Here is an 18,074-nt window from a genome sequence, read left to right as displayed (position 1 = left end):
GGCGGGGGTGCGGGGGAGTCGCGGTCGGTGACGACCGGTGGGGTCGTCCGGTCAGGCTCGCGGGGGTCCCCGCGACCCGATGTCCGCGCCGGTCCCGGGCTCCGGGGCGGCGGCCGTCGCGTGGTCGTCGACGGGGCCGGGCGCCTCGTGCGGGAGCCCGGCGGCGTCGAGGACCAGCAGGTCCAGGGCCGGGCCGGGATGGCCGGTCGCGTCGGGTGCGACCGGACCGTCGTGGGCGGAGCGCCCCAGCAGCGCGGGCCGGGGCGCCTCGGCGGGAGCGACGTCCTGCCCGACCGAGGCCGCCGCCGTGGCCGGGACGGCCTCGGCGGTCTGCGACCCGGCGACCGGGGCGAGCGCGGCCGCCAGCGACAGCAGCAGCACCGCGACGAGGCGGCGGGCCGGGCTGCGGGTCGTGCGCACGAGGGTGATCCGTCCGGTTCGGGGGTTTCCGCCCGCGACGGTACCGGTCACCGCGCCGCCGACGACGGAGCAGGGGTCGGACCGGGGGGCGCGCGACCGTCCCGGTTCGGCACAATCATGACCGCACCACCCCGTGAAGACCCGAGAGGACGACTGACGTGAGCACGGATCCGTCGACCAGCCAGAACGCCGACTCCGCGGAGACCGGCAGCGGGACGACCGGCGGCGAGACGATCGAGTTCCAGGCTGAGGCCCGGCAGCTGCTGCGGTTGATGATCCACTCGATCTACTCGAACAAGGACGTCTTCCTCCGCGAGCTGATCTCCAACGCCTCCGACGCGCTGGACAAGCTCCGTCTCGCCGCCTACCAGGACAAGGACATGGGCGCCGACACCGACGACCTGCACGTCGAGCTCGTGCCGGACGCCGAGGCGCGCACCCTCACCGTGCGCGACAACGGCATCGGCATGACCCGCGACGAGGTCGTCGACCTGATCGGCACGATCGCGCGGTCGGGCACCGCGGAGCTCCTCGCGAAGCTCCGGGAGGCGGGCGACGACGCCCGCCAGGAGCTGATCGGCCAGTTCGGCGTCGGCTTCTACTCGTCGTTCATGGTGGCCGACCGGGTCGAGCTCGTGACCCGCAAGGCCGGCACGTCCGAGGGCGTGCGCTGGAGCTCCGACGGCGAGGGCACCTACACGATCGAGCCGGTCGCCGACGCCCCGCAGGGCACCGCGGTCACCCTGCACCTCAAGGCGTCCGACGCCGAGGACCAGCTGCACGACTACGCCGACCCCTCGGTCCTGCGGCGCATCGTGAAGACCTACTCCGACTTCATCACCTGGCCGGTCCGCATGCCTGCCGGAATCGGCACGGCGGAGGACACCGACGATGCCGCGCCCGAGACGCTGAACTCGATGAAGGCGCTGTGGGCCCGCCCGCAGAAGGACGTGACCGAGGAGGAGTACGCCGAGTTCTACCGGCACGTCAGCCACGACTGGCAGGAGCCGCTGGAGACGATCCGGCTCGCCGCCGAGGGCACCTTCGAGTACCAGGCGCTGCTGTTCCTGCCGAAGGTCGCACCGATGGACCTCTACATGCGCGACGCCCGCCGCGGGGTGCAGCTCTACGTCCGGCGGGTGTTCATCATGGACGACTGCGAGGCGCTCGTCCCCGAGTACCTGCGGTTCGTCAAGGGCGTCGTCGACGCCGCGGACCTCTCGCTGAACGTGTCGCGGGAGATCCTGCAGCAGGACCGCCAGATCTCGGCGATCCGCAGGCGCCTGGTGAAGAAGGTGCTGTCGGTCCTCGGGTCGATGCGCGACAACGAGCCGGAGAAGTTCGCGACCTTCTGGGAGCAGTGCGGCCGGGCGCTCAAGGAGGGCCTGCTGTCCGACGCCGACAACCGCGACACCATCCTCGGGGTGTCGGTGTTCGAGAGCACCCACGACGCGGAGAAGCCGACCTCGCTCGCCGCCTACAAGGAGCGGATGTGCGAGGGTCAGGACGCGATCTACTACATGACCGGTGACTCGCGGACCGCGATCGAGGCCTCCCCGCACATGGAGGCGTTCCGGGACAAGGGCTACGAGGTCCTGCTGCTGACCGACCCCGTCGACGAGGTGTGGGTCGACGCCGTCGACAGCTTCGACGGCACCCCGCTGCGCTCGATCGCCAAGGGCCAGGTCGACCTGCAGACCGACGAGGAGAAGGAGGAGGCGGCGGCCAAGCAGGCGGAGTTCGCCGACCTCTGCACCTGGATGGCCGAGGTCCTGACCGAGGACGTCAAGGAGGTGCGGCTCTCCACCCGGCTCACCACCTCCCCGGCCGTCCTCGTCGGCGACGAGTTCGACATGACCCCGACCCTGGAGAAGATGTACCGGGCGATGGGACAGGAGCCGCCGAAGGTGAAGCGGATCCTCGAGCTCAACCCGTCGCACCCGCTGGTCACCGGGCTGCGGGACGCGCGCGCGGCCGGCAAGGACGAGAGCGGCACCGTCGAGCTGCTGCACGGCATGGCGCTGCTGGCCGAGGGCGGCGAGCTCGCCGACCCGTCCCGGTTCGTGGGGCTGCTCGCAGAGCGGCTGCAGCACACCCTCTGACGCCGCGCGGCGCGGGGACCGGCCCGTGACGAGAGCCGCACATCTGAAGAGTTAATCAGGTGTCGTGGCTATGCTGTCGCGGTGATCGGGAACCCGCGCCGCTGGGCGCCGCTGCTCGCCGGGCTGCTGCTCCTCGCGGGGTGCGGCGCGGGTGACCCGGCTCCGGCGCCCGGCGACCTCGGCGCCGCACCTGCCACGGCGTCGGTGGTGAACTGCGGCGTCGACGTCCCGGTGCAGCGCCCGGAGCGGGTCGTCGCGATGTTCCAGAACGGCATCGAGGCCGTCCTCGCGCTCGGGGCGGGGGACCGGCTCGTCGGAGCGGCCTACCTGGACAACCCGCTGCCGGCGCAGCTCGACGGTGACTTCCGTGCCGGCGCAGCTCGACGGTGACTTCCGCCCGCAGAGCTACTGGCCCGAGGAGTACCCGTCGCGCGAGGAGGTGCTGCGGGTCGATCCGGACCTCGTCGTCTCCGGTTTCACCGGCGCGTTCACCCGGGAGGGCCTCGGCACCCGCGCCGAGCTCGGCGTCACCGGCACGGAGACCTTCCTGTTCAGCGCCTACTGCCCGGCCGCCGACGGCGGCGGCCAGCAGAGCATCGGCGCCAACGACGTGTCCTTCGCCGGCGTCGAGCGCGACCTCACCGACCTCGGTCGGCTGCTCGGCGCCGAGGACCGGGCCGCGGAGGTCGTCGCCGGCATGCGCAGCACCCTCGGCGACGTGGCGGGCCGGCTCGCCGGGGTCGCCGACCGTCCGCGGGTGGCGATGCTGAACTCCCCGGGCAGCACCGGTGAGCTGCGGGTCTTCGGCACCGGCGACGTCGCGACGACGATCATCGAGGCCGCGGGCGGGCAGCAGGCGTTCGACACCATCGCCGGCCGGCAGCGCACCGTGTCGCTGGAGGGCATCGTCGCGGCCCGCCCGGACGTGATCGTGATCCCGGCCTGCTGCGGGCGCGATGTCGGGCCGGAGGGCGCGGAGCCGCTGGCCGAGCGGCTGCGGAACGACCCGGCCCTGGCCACGGTCCCGCGGTCCGCGACGGCACGGTGTTCACCACGACCTTCGCCGAGGTCAGCCCCGGCATCCGCAACGCCGACGCGGTCGCGACGCTCGCCCGCCGGCTGCACCCGGACCGGTTCGGCGGCTGAATCCGGCGTCGTCGGCCGCGGTCCGGTCGGGCGCCGGGCGGCGTCGCGCGGTCCGATTCGACGGCGTTCCCGGCCCGGCGCGGGGCCCGGCGGCTGCGGTCGGACCGCTGCAGCACCCGGTGCGACGAGGCGGAGGAGTGCGGATCCGCCCGGCGCCGTTGCCGAGCGGACGGCCAGAACCGTATCCGGTCCGCGCCGCCCGCGGGAGCCACCGTGCCCCGATCGTTGCTAGGTCTCCTCCGACCCCGCGGGCAGCGGCGGGTTCCCCGGGCGCAGCCCGTCGAGGAGCAGCGCCAGGTAGCGGGCGCGGTCCTCGCCCGACGCCGTCGCCGCCGCGTCCGATCCCTCGGCGACGGCGAGCGCCATGACCAGCACCGCCGACAGGTCCCGCGGGGTGAGCTCCGGGCGGACCGCGCCCGCCTCGCGCGCCCGCTCCAGCAGCCGGGTCAGCGTCCGGCCGTAGCGCTCGGCGGACTCGACGTCGAACGCACCGGCCTCCCGGGCCAGCTGCAGGAGCGTCCGGCGTCCGGCGATGGCCTCGACCGCCCGGCCCAGCGACCCGGCCAGGTCGGCCCACGGGTCGCCGTACCCGGCGGCCGCGGTCGGCTCGATCTCGGCGACGAACACCCGGTCCAGCACCGCCCGCACCAGCACGTCGCGGGTCCGGAACCGACGGTACAGCGTCGCGACGCCGACCCCGGCCCGGCGCGCGATCTCCTCCAGCGGGACGTCCGCTCCGTCCGACTCGAACGCCGCGGCCGCCGTGTCGATGATCCGGCGGTGGTTGCGGGCGGCGTCGGCGCGCAGCGGGCGGCCCGCCGGGGAGCCGTCGAGCGACGAAGCGGTCATCAGAGCACGGTATCGCCCTGGCTCACCAGGTCACCGGCAGCGTGTGCATGCCGTAGACGAAGTGGTAGGCGCGGAAGGCCTCGGGCGGGACCGGCCCGGCCGGGGCGAGCGTGGGGAAGCGGCGGAGCAGGGCGGGGTCGTCGAACCCGGACCCGGGGTCGCGGTTGGCCGCGGGGAGCGAGCACATCACCGGCGACTGCGCCGGGATCAGGGTGTCACGCAGGACGGTGTCGGTCGTCGTCACCCTGACCACCCCGGTGTGCACGATCGACAGCCAGCGCAGCAGCTCCTCCACGGCGGGGCGGGCGAGCTCGGGGTCGCTGCGCAGCAGCGCGGCCTGCTCCGGGTCCTCCAGCAGCGCGAGGGTGCCCAGCGACAGCATGTTCGACGTCGTCTCGTGCCCGGCGATCAGCAGCAGCGACGCGATCCCGACCAGCTCGTCGTGGCTGATCTCCTCGCCGTGCTCGCGGATCAGCATGCCCAGGATGTCCTCGCCCGGGTCGGCCAGCGCCCCGTCGACGAGCCGGCTCATGTAGGCCCGGTTCTCCCGGCCGACGGCGAGCCGCTCCTGCGCCGGAAGGGACACGTCGAGCAGACGGGTCGAGCGTGCGGTGAACTCGTCGCGGTCGGTGTAGGGCACCCCGAGCAGCTCGCAGATGACCATCGACGGCACCGGCAGGGCGAACAGGGTGACCAGGTCGGCACCCGGCCCGGCGGCCTCCAGCGCGTCGAGGTGCTCGTCGACGATCTCGGTGATCCGCGGCTCCAGGCGGGTCATCCGGCGCTGGGTGAACTCACGGGTGAGGAAGCGGCGCAGCCGGGTGTGCTCCGGCGGGTCCTGCGCCAGCAGCAGCCCCGCCCGCATCTGCTCCTGCTCCCGCTCCGAGAGCGGCGGGGCGTCCGGGCGGGTCAGCGCGGCGCTCCCGGCGTTGGAGTAGGTGGCGGCGTCGCCGAGCACCTGGCGGACGTCGTCGTAGCGGGTCACGAGGTAGGCGTCGGCGCCGAACGCGGTCCGTACCCGCGGGATCTCGCCGGAGTCCCGGATGCGCTCGAGGTCGGCGTCGGGCCGGAACCGGTCGCGGCGCATGTGCAGCGGGAGCGAGAAGTCCGTGGCGGTGTCGGTCATGGTGCTGGCCTCCAATGGGTGGGCGGCGCGTCGCGCTCCACGGTAGCCGCTCAAACGACAGTGCGCTCTCGTTTTGTGTGCCCTGTCCGGTACGCCCCGGACGGCCGTCGAACCGGTGAAACCGGGCGAAGCGTGACAGGCTGCGACCGTCAACGGCGACGGCACCCCGGGGGGCGACCTGTGTTCCAGCACGATCCCGAACCGCTCGGCAGCCTCTGGCTGTCCGCGCTCGTCGCACTGCTCCCACTGGTGGCGATCTTCGTGACGCTGGGCGCCCTGCGCTGGAAGGCGCACTGGGCCGGGCTGGCCGCGCTCGTCGTCGCGGTCGTGGTCGCGGTGGCGGCCTTCGGAATGCCCGTTCACCTGGCCCTGCTCTCGGCCACCGAGGGAGCGGTGTTCGGTCTCTTCCCGATCATGTGGATCGTCTTCACCGCGATCTGGCTCTACCAGCTCACCGTGGCCGCAGGCCGGTTCGAGGACCTGCGCGCCGCCTTCGGGCTGATCTCCGACGACCCCCGGGTGCAGGCGATCATCATCGCGTTCTGCTTCGGCGGGCTGCTCGAGGCGCTGGCCGGGTTCGGCGCCCCGGTGGCGATCACCGGCGTCATGCTGATGGCGCTCGGGTTCTCCCCGGTCCGGGCGGCGGTCGTCGTGCTGCTGGCCAACACCGCACCCGTCGCGTTCGGCGCGGTCGGTACCCCGATCATCACCGCGGGCACCCTCACCGGGATCCCGTACGACGAGATCGGTGCCGTCGTCGGCCACCAGACCCCGGTGCTCGCGGTCGTCGTGCCGACGCTGCTGGTGCTGCTCGTCGACGGCAGGCGCGGCGTGCGCCATGTCTGGCCGGTCGCGCTCGTCATCGGACTCGCGTTCGCCCTCGCCCAGTGGCTGGCCGCCACCTACCTGTCGGTCGAGCTCACCGACATCGTCGCCTCGCTGGCCGGGCTGGCCGCCGGCGTGCTCCTGCTGCGCTTCTGGCAGCCGCGCGGCGGCGCCGAGGCGAGGGAGACACTGCGCATCGAGCGCACCGCCGACGCGCCCGTCGAGGAGCCGGGCGGAGCCGACGGCGGCCGGTCCGTCGCGACCGAGCAGCGCACCCTCGCCGAGCGCTCGCAGGCACTCTCGGTCGGCCGACTGGTCATGGCCTTCGCCCCGTACCTGCTGATCATCGTGGTGTTCTCGGTGGCGAAGCTGGTCGGCCCGGTGACGTCCTTCCTGTCCGGGACCGACGTCAAGATCGGGTGGCCGGGCCTGGACGGGCAGATCCTCGGCGCGTCCGGGGACCCGGTGTCGACCACGGTCTACAGCCTCCAGTGGCTGTCCTCACCCGGCTCGCTGCTGCTGATCTGCGGCATCGGCGTCGCCGCGCTGTACCGGCTGTCGCCCGCGACGGCCGTCCGCGAGTTCACCGGGACCGCGTACCGGCTGCGGTTCGCCTGCCTGACCGTGGCCACCGTCCTCGCGCTCGCCTACGTGATGAACCTGTCCGGGCAGACGATCTCCATCGGCACCTGGATCGCCGGGACCGGCGCGGCCTTCGCCTTCCTGTCGCCGATCCTCGGCTGGCTCGGCACCGCGGTCACCGGCTCGGACACCTCGGCCAACGCCCTGTTCGCGACGCTGCAGCAGACCGCGGCCGAGCGGGCCGGGCTCGACCCGCACCTGATGGTCGCGGCGAACACCTCCGGCGGCGTCGTCGGGAAGATGATCAGCCCGCAGAACCTGACCATCGCGGCGACGGCCGTGGGCATCGCCGGCCGGGAGTCCGAGCTGTTCCGGCGGACCGTCCTGTGGAGCGTCGGGCTGCTCGTGGTGCTGTGCGTGCTGGTGTACCTGCAGTCGACCCCGGTGCTCGGATGGATGCTCCCGACCTTCTGAGGCACGGAGCCGGGCACTGCGGAAGGATCGGCCGGGTGCGCCTGACCGTCCTGCCCACCGCCGATCTCGGGCGCGACGGAATCCGGGGCCTGCGCGCCCTGCTCGACGCCGCGTTCCCCGCCGACGCCGACGGGACCGGCGGGTTCGACGACGCCTCGTTCGACCACGCACTCGGCGGGGTGCACGTGCTCGCCGGGCCGGTGCAGGACCCGGTCGGGCACGCGGCCGTCGTGGGGCGGCGGCTGCTGCACGACGGCGTCGCGCTGCGCACCGGCTACGTCGAGGCGGTCGCCGTGCGGCCCGGGCTCCAGGGCGGCGGGCTCGGCGGACTGCTGATGGCCGAGGTGGACCGGATCGTGCGCGGCGGGTACCGGCTCGGGGCCCTCGGCGCCGCCGCCCGTGCCGCGCGGCTCTACCGCAGGCTCGGGTGGGAACCGTGGCGCGGCCCGCTCGCGGCGCTCACCCCGGACGGCATCGTCGACACCCCCGACGAGCGCGGCAGCGTGCACGTCCTGCCCGTCGACGCGCCGCTCGACCCGACCCGCGCCCTCGTCTGCGACTGGCGCGACGGCGAGCTGTGGTGACCGCCGCGACGCCCCGGAGGCCGCCGGCCCCGGAGTGACGCGGCCGGTTCACCCGGAAGTCGACCAGGGGACGGGTGATCGTCATCCGGCGCCGGTGGAGTTCACCCGTGCAACTGGCGGTGCTCGACCTGGCGGGTACGACGATGGCCGACGACGGGCTCGTGCTCGCCGGTCTGCGTGCCGGCCTGCGCGCCGCCGGGGTCCGTGTCGACGGCCCGTGCTACCCGGCGCTGGACCGCCAGGCCCGCGCGACGATGGACCGCCCGGTCATGACGGTGCTCGGCGAACTGCTCGACGGCGACATGTATCGGGCCCGCCGCGCGCACTCCGCGTTCGCCGACCACCTGCACGCCGCGTTGGACGCGGGCCGCGTACGCCCGGTCCCCGGCGCCGCGCAGACCCTCGACGCACTCCGCGACGCCGGCCTGAGCGTGGCTCTGACCTGCGGGTTCGACCCCGAGCTGCGGGACCGCCTGGTGTCGGCGCTCGGGTTCACCGAGCGGGCGGACATGGTCCTGTCGCCCGCCGACGTCGACGGTCGCGGCCTGCCCGAGCCCGACCTGCTCCACGCCGCCGCCCGGCGGGCCGGGGCCGAGCCCGCGCAGGTCGCCGTGACCGGTGACGCGACCGCCGACATCGACGCCGCCGTCCGGGCGGGGGCGGGGCTCGCCGTCGGGGTTCGGGGCGGGGCGCACGGCGAGCCGCGGCTGCGCGCCGCGGGCGCCGACGCCGTCATCGACTCGGTCGTGGACCTGCCCGCGCTGCTCGGCCTGCCCAGCTGAGCCCCGCGGCGTAGCGTCCGTCCTGATCATGACCGGTCAGCGGTGACGACGGGGGTGGCGGCGTGGCCCGACGCACGGTGGCGGTGGCGTCGCTCGGAACGACGTTGGCCCTGGTCAGCTACACCGCGCCGCTGGCCACCCTGGCCCCGATCGCGGCCGACCTCGGCTCCTCGCCGTCGGGGCGCTCCTGGATCCTGAGCTCGATGAGCCTGGGGCTCACCGCGGTGCTGCTGACCGCGGGGACCCTGGCCGATCGGCTGGGGCGGCGCGCGGTGTTCACGACCGGCGCGGTGGTGCTGGCCCTGGCCTCGGCGGGCGGGGCGCTCGCCACCGGCACCGCCGGGTTCGTCGCCGGCCGGATCGGGCAGGGCGTCGGGGCGGCCGCGGTCGTCGCGTGCAGTCTCGCCCTGATCGGGCACGCGCTGCCGCCGGGCCCGCGCCGCTCGGCCGCGACCGGGCTGTGGGGCGCGGCGCTGGCCGCCGGGATCGCCGCCGGGCCGTTGCTCGCCGGGGTGCTGCCGTGGCGGTGGCTCTACCTGGCCGTCGGCGTCACCGGGCTGGTGCTGGCCGTGGCCGCGCGGGTGCTGCTGACCGAGTCCACCGCCGGCGCACCGCGGCCGGTCGACGTCAGCGGGATGGTGCTGCTCGCGGCCGGGCTGACGGTGCTGCTCGCGGGCCTCACCGAGGCGCGACGGCTGCCGGTCACCACCGCGACGGTCGTGCTGCTCGCGGTCGGGGCGGCGCTGCTGGCCGGGTTCGTCGTGGTCCAGTTCGTCGTGCCGCACCCGATGGCCGGTCCCCGGCTGTTCCGCCACCCCGGGCTGGTCGGGGCGACGGTCGCGAGCCTGGCCACCGGGCTCGGCATCATCTCGCTGAGCTCCTACCTGCCCGCCGTGCTCGCCCCGGTGCACGGCACCGCCCCCGCGACGGCGGCGCTGCTGCTGCTCGGCTGGTCGGCCACCAGCATCGTCACCGCGCTGCTGACCCGCCGGATCAGCGAGCGAGTCACCGGCGGGGTCCGTCTCGGTGTCGGCCTGCTGGTCATGACGGCCGGTCAGCTCGGACTGCTCGCCACCGGCTCCGGCACCGGGGTGGTCCTGGCCGCGCTGGTCGTCGTCGGTGTCGGCACCGGGGTCGTCAACGCGACGCTCGGCCGCGAGGCAGTGGCCTCGGTGCCGCCGGACCGCGCGGGCACCGGCAGCGGCATCAACAACACCGCCCGCTACCTTGGCGCCGCCGTCGGCGTCACGGTGACCTCGGTGCTGACCTCGCCGGCCGGGAACGAGCCGGTGGCCGAGCTGCTGGCGGGCTGGCAGGTGGCGGTGCTGGTCGCGACCGGGTTCACCCTGTTCGGCGCGCTCGTGGCGCTCGGCTGCGCCCGCGCCGCCGTCCCGGCCGGGCGGTGACGCGGGCACTGACGCGGGTGGCGCTCAGACGACCGGGGTGATCGCCCGCAGCGCCTCGGAGCCGCGCACCGCGGTGGTCAGGTCGGCCAGTGCCCGCCCGTGCGCCGCCGCGAGCTCTGCGGACTGCTCGGTGAGGGTGTTGCGGTCCAGGTATCCGGAGTGGTCGAGGTAGAGCCCGGGGGAGAGGACCTGCACGGCGAAGAACCCGGCCAGCACCGAGCGCAGCCCGTCGACGGCGAGGAAGTGGTGCCCGCTCGCCCCGGTCAGCACGACCGCGGCCGCCTTGCCCTGGAGCGGGGCGGTCTTCTCGCCCCACTTGCCGCGCTCGGTGGCCTCCAGCAATACCCGCAGCGACGCCGTGTGCCCGGCCCGGTAGACCGGGCTGCCGAACACGACGGCGTCGGCGTCGGCGAAGGCCGCGGTGACCTCGGCGACGGGGGTCTGCGACAGCTCGATCAGCGCGGTGTCGGTCCCGGTGCCGGCGAGGATCCCGGCGACGGCGGCCGCCGTGCGCCCGCCCGGCTCCGGCCCGGCGACGACCCCGATGATGCGGCCCGCACCACCGCTCACGACACCGCTCACGACGCGGCCCGCGGGGTCAGGGAGTAGGTGCCGCGGTGGAACAGCAGCGGCAGCCGCTCCGGGTCCGCGCCGAGCGCGTCGACCCGGGCGGCGACGATCGTGTGGTCGCCGCCGTCGTACTCGTTCCACAGGGTGCAGTCGACCCAGGCGCCGACGCCCTCCAGGACCGGCGAGCCGGACGGCGCCGCCGTCCAGGACACCCCGGCGAACTTGTCGATCCCGGAGCGGGCGAAGCCGGCGCTGTGGTGCTCGTGGTCGGCGGCCAGCACGTTCACGCAGAACCGGCCCACCTGGCGGATGCGCGGCCAGGTGGAGGACCCGCGCGAGGGCGCGAAGCTCACCAGCGGCGGGTCCAGCGACAGCGAGGCGAAGGACTGACAGGTGAACCCCACCGGCCCGTCCGGTCCGACCGCGGTGACGACGACGACGCCGGATGCGAACGCGCCCAGTGCGTCGCGCATGGTCTCCGGGGTCACCGAGGGGGTCACCGGGGCGGAGTGCGCGCCCACGGCCGGTCCGGTGGAGGGGCGGGACATGACTCGACTGTAGGCGCGCCGACCCGGCAGCGACAACGATCGCGGCCGGGGGTGGTACGCGCCACCCCCGGCCCGTCGTCGTGTCGCGCCACCCGCCGCGGAATCGATCCGGTAGAACTCCCCGTGCCGTGCATCCCGAACCCCGAACTCGTGGGGAGCCCCGGGGTGCCCGAGACGGCAACGGCCGGCGGAGCGATCGCTCCGCCGGCCGTCCTTCACCGGAGCCGGGTGGGGGGACGCCCGGCCGATCCGGCTCAGCTCGCGTAGGCGCGCAGCTTGTCGGCGCGCTCGCCGACCCGCAGCTTCGACATGACCTCGCGCTCGATCTGGCGCACGCGCTCGCGGGAGAGCTTGAAGGCGCGCCCGATCTGGTCGAGCGTGTGCGGCTGCCCGTCGTCGAGGCCGAACCGCATCCGGATGACCTTCTGCTCGCGGTCCTCCAGGGTGGCCAGCACCCGGCGGAGGTCGTCGTGCAGCAGGCTCGAGATCACGGTGTTCTCGGCGTCGGTCGCCTCGGCGTCCTCGATGAAGTCACCGAGCGGCGCCTCCTCCTCGGACCCGACCGGCATGTCCAGGCTCACCGGGTCGCGGGCGTGGTCGAGCAGGTCCTGGATCTTGTGCTCCGGGATGCCCGACTCGGCCGCCAGCTCGGCCTCGGTGGGCTCGCGGCCCTGGCGCTGGTGCATGTCGCGCTTGATCCGGGCCAGCTTGTTGACCTGCTCCACCAGGTGCACGGGCAGCCGGATGGTGCGGGCCTGGTCGGCCATGCCACGGGTGATGGCCTGCCGGATCCACCAGGTCGCGTAGGTCGAGAACTTGAAGCCCTTGGTGTAGTCGAACTTCTCCACCGCCCGGATCAGGCCGAGGTTGCCCTCCTGGATCAGGTCCAGCAGCGGCATCCCGCGCCCGGTGTAGCGCTTGGCCAGGCTCACCACGAGGCGCAGGTTCGCCTCCAGGAGGTGGTTCTTGGCCAGCAGCCCGTCGCGGACGACCGCGCGCAGGTCGCGGCGGTATTGCGGGTCCAGCTCGTCGAGCGTGCCGTCGGCGGCGGCGGTGTCCAGCCGGTGCTGGGCGAACACGCCGGCCTCGATGCGCCGGGCCAGCTCGACCTCCTGCTCCGCGGTCAGCAGCGCGGTCTTGCCGATCCCGTTCAGGTAGACGCGCACCAGGTCCGCGGCGGGGCTCTGGGCGTCGAGATCCTCCGCCACGGCGGCCGCGGCACCGGGTACGCTGGTCTCCAGCGCGGTGCCTCCGTCGCCGTCGGTGCGACGGCGGGAGCTGCTGGCGACCGGCGGGGCGGTCCGCTTCGTGTCGGACGACGACACGGTGGCGCGAGCGGGGGCCTCGGTCGTGAGGCGCGGGCCGGGTACGGCCGGAGCGGTCGTGGTCACCGTCATGTGCAATTCCTCCCCTGCGCGGGCTGCGGCGGACGATTGATGGGCCTCGCCGCTTGCCCTGTACGGAGTCAACGCATCCGTTCCGGGGATCGTTCCCACGACAAGGCCCCGCAGGCCGGGAAAAGTGGCTGCGGGGCCGTGTCGTCGGTCACATGCGGTTGCGATTCTCTCAGGATCCTCTTAGTGAGCGACCCGTCCGGGCGGGGCGGTCACGGTGCGGGCACCCGCGGGGTGTCCCGCGGGTCGGCCACCGCCCGGACACTGCTGCGCCGCCGCGACGCCTTGCCGGCGCCGGTGTTCTTCCGGCCCGGCACCGAGTGGCCGTACACGGTCTCCATCAGCACCGGCCAGTCGTGGCGCAGCGCGTCGCGGCCCATGAACAGGCCCAGGTGACCGGCGCTCGCCGTCCGGTAGGTCACGTCCGCGGCCGGGGTCCCGACCTTCTCCGCCGCGGCGAACAGCTGCGGCGCCGGGGTGATGTGGTCCGACGAGCCCGCCAGGAGCAGCAGCGGGCAGTCGATCGCCCCCATGTCGACGGTCCGGCCGTCGACGGTGAGCGTGCCCTTGATCAGCCGGTTCTTCCAGAACAGGTTCTCCACCAGCCACAGGTAGAACGCGCCGGGGATGTCCTGGGTGTACTTGAACCAGTCCTCGAACACCCGGTAGCGCTCGACGTGGGTGGGGTCGTCGATGTTCTCCAGCAGCTGCAGCTGGCGGGAGATCTCCGACTGCGGCTGGATCGAGATGAAGTTCGACAGTACCGCCGAACCCGGCATGTTGCCGCCGCCCGCGGCGACCAGTGCCTTGTACGGCGCCATCCCCATCGTGCCCGCCATCAGCCGGGTCGAGGCAGCGATGACCGACTCGCCGGCGTGGAAGTCGATCGGCGCCCCGGCCAGGGTCAGGGTGTTGACCCGGTCCGGGTGCAGCGCGGCGTAGATCGTCGCCAGCCAGCCGCCCTGGCAGTCGCCCACCAGGTTGGCCTTGCCGCCCATCCGCCGGATGGACCGGTCGATCACCGCGAGGTAGTCGGTGATCGTGACGTTCTTCGTCGCGGTCGTCGCGGGCCGCCAGTCCAGCGCGTAGACCTTCGTCAGGCCCGAGGCGCGGATCATGGCGATCTGGCTCTGCTGCGGCGAGTAGTCCACGACGGTCGAGGAGTGCCCGGCCTGGGGCGGCAGCACCAGGGTGGGGACCACGTCGTCGTCGCGGTGCTCGGCGGCGGTGAAGTCGCGCAACGACGCGAACGGCGTCGACAGCACCACCTCGTTGGCCAGGTGCCAGGTCGGCTCGCGCCGGTCGGCCATCGCCGAGATCCACAGCAGCCCGCGCCGGGCGGCGTCCCCGGGCCGGGCCATCCGCTGGACCGCGTCGATCCAGTAGGCGCCGGTGGCGCGACCGACCTCGGTCACGACCTTCGTCAGATTCCGGGTGTTGTACGACACGAGGTACCGGAGGGGGTCCGGCCGGTCGTCGCTCCCGGTGGCCGCGGCCACGGGGGTCTCGGGAAGGGCACGTGGTCCGTGCTCCCCGGAGGGTGCGGACCGTCGGGTGATCGCCGTGCTCATGGGCCTCTCCCATCAACTCTGATGACCGGGGGCTAACCGGGTTACCGAACGGTAATGCGCGTTCGGTATCTCAAGCAAGCGCTGACTACTCCGCAGTAGTGCTTGCTTCCCTTGGCGCAGGTGAGAGGCCTTACAAGTCTCAGGGGCTGCCTACCGGTGAGTACCCGGTCACCATGTGTCCATCCCGTTGCGTGTCCCGACACCCGTGGGAGCCCGGGAACCCAGGCACGGAGACCGAACCGGCCGTCAGGAGTGACGAACAGTGACCACGCAGCCCCTGTCCCAGCCCGAGTCCGAGAACGGCAGCGCCGCCGCGTCGAACCAGGCCGCGGAGGTGCTGCGGCGGCAGGCGGCCGGCCTCGTCCGGGACCTGCGCGAGCTCGCCAGCCCGGAGGGCGTCGCGGCGAAGGTGGACCCGGTGGGCTTCGCCGGGGCCCTCGGCGAGGCCGCCCGCTCGCTCGCCACCCGCCCCGGCGCGCTGCTGCGCACCGGGCTCGGCTTCGGCGTCGACTCGGCCAAGGCGGTGACCGCCGCCGCCGCGCGCGCCGTCGGCGGGACGACCCCCGGCCCGGCGTCGCTGCCCGAGAAGGACAAGCGCTACGCCGACCCGGCCTGGGAGGGCAACGCCTGGTACTACCTGGCCCGTCAGGAGCACGCCCTGCTCACCGACCGGCTGACCGAGCTGTCGCAGGCGGCCCGCGTCTCGCCGACGGCACGCCGCAAGCTGGACTGGCTGGTCGGTCAGATCATCGAGGCGCTGGCCCCGCCGAACGCGATCGTCACCAACCCGGCTTGGCCGAAGAAGATCGTCGAGACCGGCGGGCTGAACATCGTGCGGGGCGCGCGCAACATGCTGCGCGACGCCGTGCAGAACCAGGGGATGCCGCGTCAGGTCACCCCCGGTGCCTTCCAGGTGGGCAAGGACCTCGCGGTCACCCCGGGGCACGTCGTGTTCCGCAACCGGCTGATCGAGCTCATCCAGTACGAGCCGCAGACCGCCGAGGTCCACGAGATCCCGCTGCTCATGAGCCCGCCGTGGATCAACAAGTACTACATCATGGATCTCGCGCCGCAGAAGTCGCTGGTGGAGTGGGCGGTGCAGCACGGCCACACCGTCTTCATGATCAGCTACCGCAACCCGGACTCGTCGCTGGCCGACGTGACGATGAGCGACTACCTGCAGGAGGGCCCGGTCACGGCCATGGAGGTCGTCCGGGAGATCACCGGTCAGGACGAGGTCAACGTCGCCGGGCTCTGCCTGGGTGGCGCACTGTCCGCGGCGATGACGGCGTGGCTGGAGGCCAAGGGCGACCAGCACGTCAACTCGCTGACCCTGATGAACACGCTGCTCGACTACGCCGGCCCCGGCCAGCTGGGCGTGTTCACCGACGAGAAGACGGTGAACCGGCTCGAGCGCACCATGCGCAAGGACGGGTACCTGCCCGCCACCAGCATGAAGACGACCTTCGACCTGCTGCGGTCCACCGACCTGGTCTGGAACTACGTCGTCAACGACTGGATGCTCGGCGAGGATCCGAAGCCCTTCGACATGCTGACCTGGAACTCCGACTCCACCCGCATGCCGGCCGCGATGCAGACCGAGTACCTGCGGACGCTGTACCTGGAGAACCGCTTCGCCGAGGGCAAGCTGGAGCTGGCGGGGGAGCGGCTCGACGTGGCCGACATCCGGCCCGACAGCTACGTCGTCACCGCGGAGTCCGACCACATCGCGCCCTGGAAGTCGGTCTACACCGGGGCGTCGAAGATCGGGGGCACCGTGCGGTTCGTGCTGTCGAACTCCGGGCACATCGCCGGCGTGGTGAACCCGCCGTCGCCGAAGTCGCGGCACTGGTTCGGCGAGAGCGACGAGCTCCCGGCCCGCGCCGAGGACTGGCGCGACGACGCCACCGAGCACAAGGCCTCCTGGTGGGAGGACTGGACGCCGTGGATCGCCGAGCGTGCGGGCGCGGAGGTCGCGGCGCCGAAGAGGATCGGGTCCGACGCGCACCCGCCGCTGGAGCCCGCTCCCGGCCGTTACGTGCTGCGGGGTTGATCCGGCACCCCGGCCCGTCGCCGACCCGATGATCACCGCTGGTCAACCGGGCGGCGCGGTGTCCACGATGGCCGGCGGCCTGCACCGTCCATCATGGACACTGCATCGGATGCGTGCACAACCGCGGTCCGGCGGGGAGAATGCGTCGCCATGGACCGCGTACGTTCTGTGCCCGCGCGCCGGCGACTGTCGCGCGGGTCCTTCCGGGCGGGGACGCCGTGAGCCGCGCGGGGGAGACCCGCGCCCGCGGCGGCCGCCGGACACCGAACGCCGGGGGGACCGCCGCTGACGAGCTGCGCGAGAACGGCCGCAGGGCCGCCGAGGACGCCTGGAGTGCGCAGGTGAACGCCCTGGGCGGGTTCATCCGGGCGCAGCGGCAGATGGCGAAGCTGTCGCTGCGGGAGATGGCGGCGATGACCCAGGTGTCCAACGCCTACCTCAGCCAGGTCGAGCGGGGGCTGCACCAGCCGTCGCTGAAGGTGCTGCGCTCGATCGCCGACGCGCTGCACCTCAACACCGACCAGATGCTCAGCCGGGCCGGCTGGGCGGTCGGCGACCCGGACACCGCGGGCGACGCCGCCCCGCCCGAGGAGGCCGCGGCCACGTCCCCGCCGGGTGTCGAGGCGGCGATCGAGGCCGACGCACGGCTGTCCGACGAGCAGAAGGCGGCGCTGCTCGGGGTGTACCGGAGCTTCGTGCAGCGGGACTGAGCAGGTGTGCTTGACATACTTAACGGGCGTGCGTAGTTTTCTTGGCATGTCGGGGTGCTCGTCGTGCGCCCCGTCCGCATCCCAGACACGTCTCCCGGGAGGGAAGCACCGATGACCGCCTCCACCGAGCAGTTCGTCGACATCGCCAAGCGTGGCCAGGACCTGGTCACCGAGTCCGTCCGCGGGTGGACCGAGGCCGCGAGCGGCCTGGCCCGCCAGTTCGGCGCCGGGGACCGCCCGCAGCTGCCCGACGCGGGCGCCGCCGTCGAGCGCGTCTTCGACTTCTACGAGCAGGTGCTCGGCCACCAGCGCGAGTTCGCGCGGACCGTCGTCAGCGCCGGTACCTCGGTGTTCGACCAGGTCACCGAGCAGGCGACCAAGGCGGCCGAGGCCGTGACCGAGCACGCCGGGCGCAGCACCGAGGCCGTCGCGGAGAAGACCGCGCGCGCCACCCGCAGCACCACCAAGTGAGTCCCCGACCCGGGACTCCCTGAACGATCCCGACGGTCCCCGCCCGGTCACCCGGGCGGGGACCGTCGTCGTGTGACGGGACGGGGGTGTCCCTACCGGCGGGTGGGGGAGGGGCTGGGCCCGCCGTCACCCTGAGGGCGGTCAGAACGGGATCAGCGGCACCACGAGGACCCGGGCGAGCAGCACGACCACGAACACGATCAGGACCGACAGGTCCAGCCCGACCGCTCCCATCCGCACCGGCTGCACCCGGCGGCGGATCGGGGCGACGACCGGTTCGGTGAGCCCGTGGGTGATCCGCCGGGCGGTGTCGAGCACGGCGCCACCCCGCCCGGACCCGAGCACTTCGATCCAGTCCACGATGACCCGCGCGATCAGGACGAGCTGGAACAACCCCAGCAACGACGACAGCAGATACGCGACCATGCCCACATCGTCCCCTTTCCGGCTGAGAGTCCGGT

18 protein-coding genes are annotated in these 18,074 nt (G+C 73.5%); 10 read left to right on the top strand and 8 right to left on the bottom strand.

What is annotated here, in order from left to right; genetic code table 11:
• Positions 1 to 51: 51 nt before the first annotated feature.
• Complete coding sequence (locus tag XF36_RS15045; protein ID WP_145981373.1) at positions 52 to 420, bottom strand: hypothetical protein; 369 nt, start codon at positions 418 to 420, stop codon at positions 52 to 54.
• A gap of 272 nt (positions 421 to 692) precedes the next feature.
• Here XF36_RS15045 and htpG point away from each other — a divergent pair, with 272 nt between their 5' ends.
• The 3 genes from htpG (at position 693) to XF36_RS33320 (ending at position 3,900) form a co-directional block, all read left to right on the top strand.
• Positions 693 to 2,522, top strand: coding sequence for a molecular chaperone HtpG (gene htpG / locus XF36_RS15040; protein WP_060714719.1), 1,830 nt, complete (start codon positions 693 to 695; stop codon positions 2,520 to 2,522).
• Between the two features lie 81 nt (positions 2,523 to 2,603).
• Positions 2,604 to 2,912: a hypothetical protein gene (locus XF36_RS33325; protein ID WP_060712465.1), complete on the top strand. Its 309-nt coding sequence runs from the start codon at positions 2,604 to 2,606 to the stop codon at positions 2,910 to 2,912.
• On the top strand, positions 2,890 to 3,900 hold the full coding sequence (locus tag XF36_RS33320) for an ABC transporter substrate-binding protein (protein WP_060712464.1): 1,011 nt from the start codon (positions 2,890 to 2,892) through the stop codon (positions 3,898 to 3,900). Before XF36_RS33325 ends, XF36_RS33320 begins: the two co-directional genes overlap by 23 nt.
• On the opposite strand, the gene XF36_RS15025 is transcribed toward XF36_RS33320, so the two are convergent.
• Both XF36_RS15025 and XF36_RS15020 read right to left on the bottom strand, forming a co-directional pair.
• Positions 3,897 to 4,517 carry a TetR/AcrR family transcriptional regulator gene (locus XF36_RS15025; protein WP_060712463.1) on the bottom strand — a complete coding sequence of 207 codons (621 nt, stop codon included), beginning with the start codon at positions 4,515 to 4,517 and terminating at the stop codon, positions 3,897 to 3,899. The two genes, XF36_RS33320 and XF36_RS15025, sit on opposite strands and share 4 nt — an antisense overlap.
• 22 nt (positions 4,518 to 4,539) lie before the next feature.
• On the bottom strand, positions 4,540 to 5,643 hold the full coding sequence (locus XF36_RS15020) for a cytochrome P450 (RefSeq protein WP_060712462.1): 1,104 nt from the start codon (positions 5,641 to 5,643) through the stop codon (positions 4,540 to 4,542).
• A 180-nt stretch (positions 5,644 to 5,823) separates the two neighbouring features.
• Between XF36_RS15020 and XF36_RS15015 the strand changes: the two genes are divergently transcribed.
• The 4 genes from XF36_RS15015 (at position 5,824) to XF36_RS15000 (ending at position 10,296) form a co-directional block, all read left to right on the top strand.
• Positions 5,824 to 7,524 (top strand): L-lactate permease, encoded by a 1,701-nt coding sequence (locus XF36_RS15015; protein WP_060712461.1) that lies wholly within the window; start codon positions 5,824 to 5,826, stop codon positions 7,522 to 7,524.
• A gap of 35 nt (positions 7,525 to 7,559) precedes the next feature.
• Positions 7,560 to 8,108, top strand: a complete 549-nt coding sequence (locus tag XF36_RS15010; RefSeq protein WP_060712460.1) for a GNAT family N-acetyltransferase — start codon at positions 7,560 to 7,562, stop codon at positions 8,106 to 8,108.
• 107 nt (positions 8,109 to 8,215) lie between these two features.
• Positions 8,216 to 8,890: an HAD family hydrolase gene (locus tag XF36_RS15005; protein ID WP_060712459.1), complete on the top strand. Its 675-nt coding sequence runs from the start codon at positions 8,216 to 8,218 to the stop codon at positions 8,888 to 8,890.
• A gap of 62 nt (positions 8,891 to 8,952) precedes the next feature.
• Positions 8,953 to 10,296 carry an MFS transporter gene (locus XF36_RS15000; RefSeq protein ID WP_060712458.1) on the top strand — a complete coding sequence of 448 codons (1,344 nt, stop codon included), beginning with the start codon at positions 8,953 to 8,955 and terminating at the stop codon, positions 10,294 to 10,296.
• 24 nt (positions 10,297 to 10,320) lie between these two features.
• On the opposite strand, the gene XF36_RS14995 is transcribed toward XF36_RS15000, so the two are convergent.
• The 4 genes from XF36_RS14995 to XF36_RS14980 all read right to left on the bottom strand — a co-directional run bounded on the left by XF36_RS14995 (position 10,321) and on the right by XF36_RS14980 (position 14,379).
• Positions 10,321 to 10,878, bottom strand: a complete 558-nt coding sequence (locus XF36_RS14995) for an NAD(P)H-dependent oxidoreductase (RefSeq protein ID WP_238588889.1) — start codon at positions 10,876 to 10,878, stop codon at positions 10,321 to 10,323.
• Entirely contained in the window at positions 10,875 to 11,414 is a 540-nt protein-coding gene (locus tag XF36_RS14990; protein ID WP_060712457.1) for a flavin reductase family protein, read from the bottom strand. Before XF36_RS14990 ends, XF36_RS14995 begins: the two co-directional genes overlap by 4 nt.
• Positions 11,415 to 11,668: 254 nt before the next feature.
• Positions 11,669 to 12,817: a sigma-70 family RNA polymerase sigma factor gene (locus tag XF36_RS14985; RefSeq protein WP_238588888.1), complete on the bottom strand. Its 1,149-nt coding sequence runs from the start codon at positions 12,815 to 12,817 to the stop codon at positions 11,669 to 11,671.
• Between the two features lie 203 nt (positions 12,818 to 13,020).
• The gene (locus XF36_RS14980; protein WP_082375433.1) at positions 13,021 to 14,379 is read right to left on the bottom strand and encodes an alpha/beta fold hydrolase; all 1,359 of its coding nucleotides are present in this window, start codon (positions 14,377 to 14,379) and stop codon (positions 13,021 to 13,023) included.
• Between the two features lie 262 nt (positions 14,380 to 14,641).
• Here XF36_RS14980 and XF36_RS14975 point away from each other — a divergent pair, with 262 nt between their 5' ends.
• The 3 genes from XF36_RS14975 to XF36_RS14965 all read left to right on the top strand — a co-directional run bounded on the left by XF36_RS14975 (position 14,642) and on the right by XF36_RS14965 (position 17,613).
• Positions 14,642 to 16,432 carry a PHA/PHB synthase family protein gene (locus XF36_RS14975; protein WP_060712455.1) on the top strand — a complete coding sequence of 597 codons (1,791 nt, stop codon included), beginning with the start codon at positions 14,642 to 14,644 and terminating at the stop codon, positions 16,430 to 16,432.
• Between the two features lie 218 nt (positions 16,433 to 16,650).
• Positions 16,651 to 17,142 carry a helix-turn-helix domain-containing protein gene (locus XF36_RS14970; protein WP_238588887.1) on the top strand — a complete coding sequence of 164 codons (492 nt, stop codon included), beginning with the start codon at positions 16,651 to 16,653 and terminating at the stop codon, positions 17,140 to 17,142.
• Between the two features lie 111 nt (positions 17,143 to 17,253).
• Positions 17,254 to 17,613: a hypothetical protein gene (locus tag XF36_RS14965; protein WP_060712454.1), complete on the top strand. Its 360-nt coding sequence runs from the start codon at positions 17,254 to 17,256 to the stop codon at positions 17,611 to 17,613.
• A 141-nt stretch (positions 17,614 to 17,754) separates the two neighbouring features.
• Here the strand turns inward: XF36_RS14965 and XF36_RS14960 are convergent, their stop codons facing one another.
• Entirely contained in the window at positions 17,755 to 18,039 is a 285-nt protein-coding gene (locus XF36_RS14960) for a YggT family protein (protein WP_060712453.1), read from the bottom strand.
• Positions 18,040 to 18,074 lie beyond the last annotated feature (35 nt).

Origin of the sequence: Pseudonocardia sp. HH130629-09 (genome assembly GCF_001294645.1) — a bacterium.
In the GTDB taxonomy this organism is placed as follows: Bacteria; Actinomycetota; Actinomycetes; order Mycobacteriales; family Pseudonocardiaceae; genus Pseudonocardia.
The sequence above is the reverse complement of the archived record's forward strand: the minus strand, read 5'-3'. Positions and strand labels throughout refer to the sequence as shown.

Coding starts and splice junctions, on each gene's coding strand:
- XF36_RS15025 (WP_060712463.1), bottom strand. CDS start 4,517: ATGACCGCTTCGTCGCTCGACGGCTCCCCGGCGGGCCGCCCGCTGCGC.
- XF36_RS15020 (WP_060712462.1), bottom strand. CDS start 5,643: ATGACCGACACCGCCACGGACTTCTCGCTCCCGCTGCACATGCGCCGC.
- XF36_RS14965 (WP_060712454.1), top strand. CDS start 17,254: ATGACCGCCTCCACCGAGCAGTTCGTCGACATCGCCAAGCGTGGCCAG.
- XF36_RS14990 (WP_060712457.1), bottom strand. CDS start 11,414: ATGTCCCGCCCCTCCACCGGACCGGCCGTGGGCGCGCACTCCGCCCCG.
- XF36_RS14980 (WP_082375433.1), bottom strand. CDS start 14,379: ATGAGCACGGCGATCACCCGACGGTCCGCACCCTCCGGGGAGCACGGA.
- htpG (WP_060714719.1), top strand. CDS start 693: ATGATCCACTCGATCTACTCGAACAAGGACGTCTTCCTCCGCGAGCTG.
- XF36_RS14960 (WP_060712453.1), bottom strand. CDS start 18,039: ATGGTCGCGTATCTGCTGTCGTCGTTGCTGGGGTTGTTCCAGCTCGTC.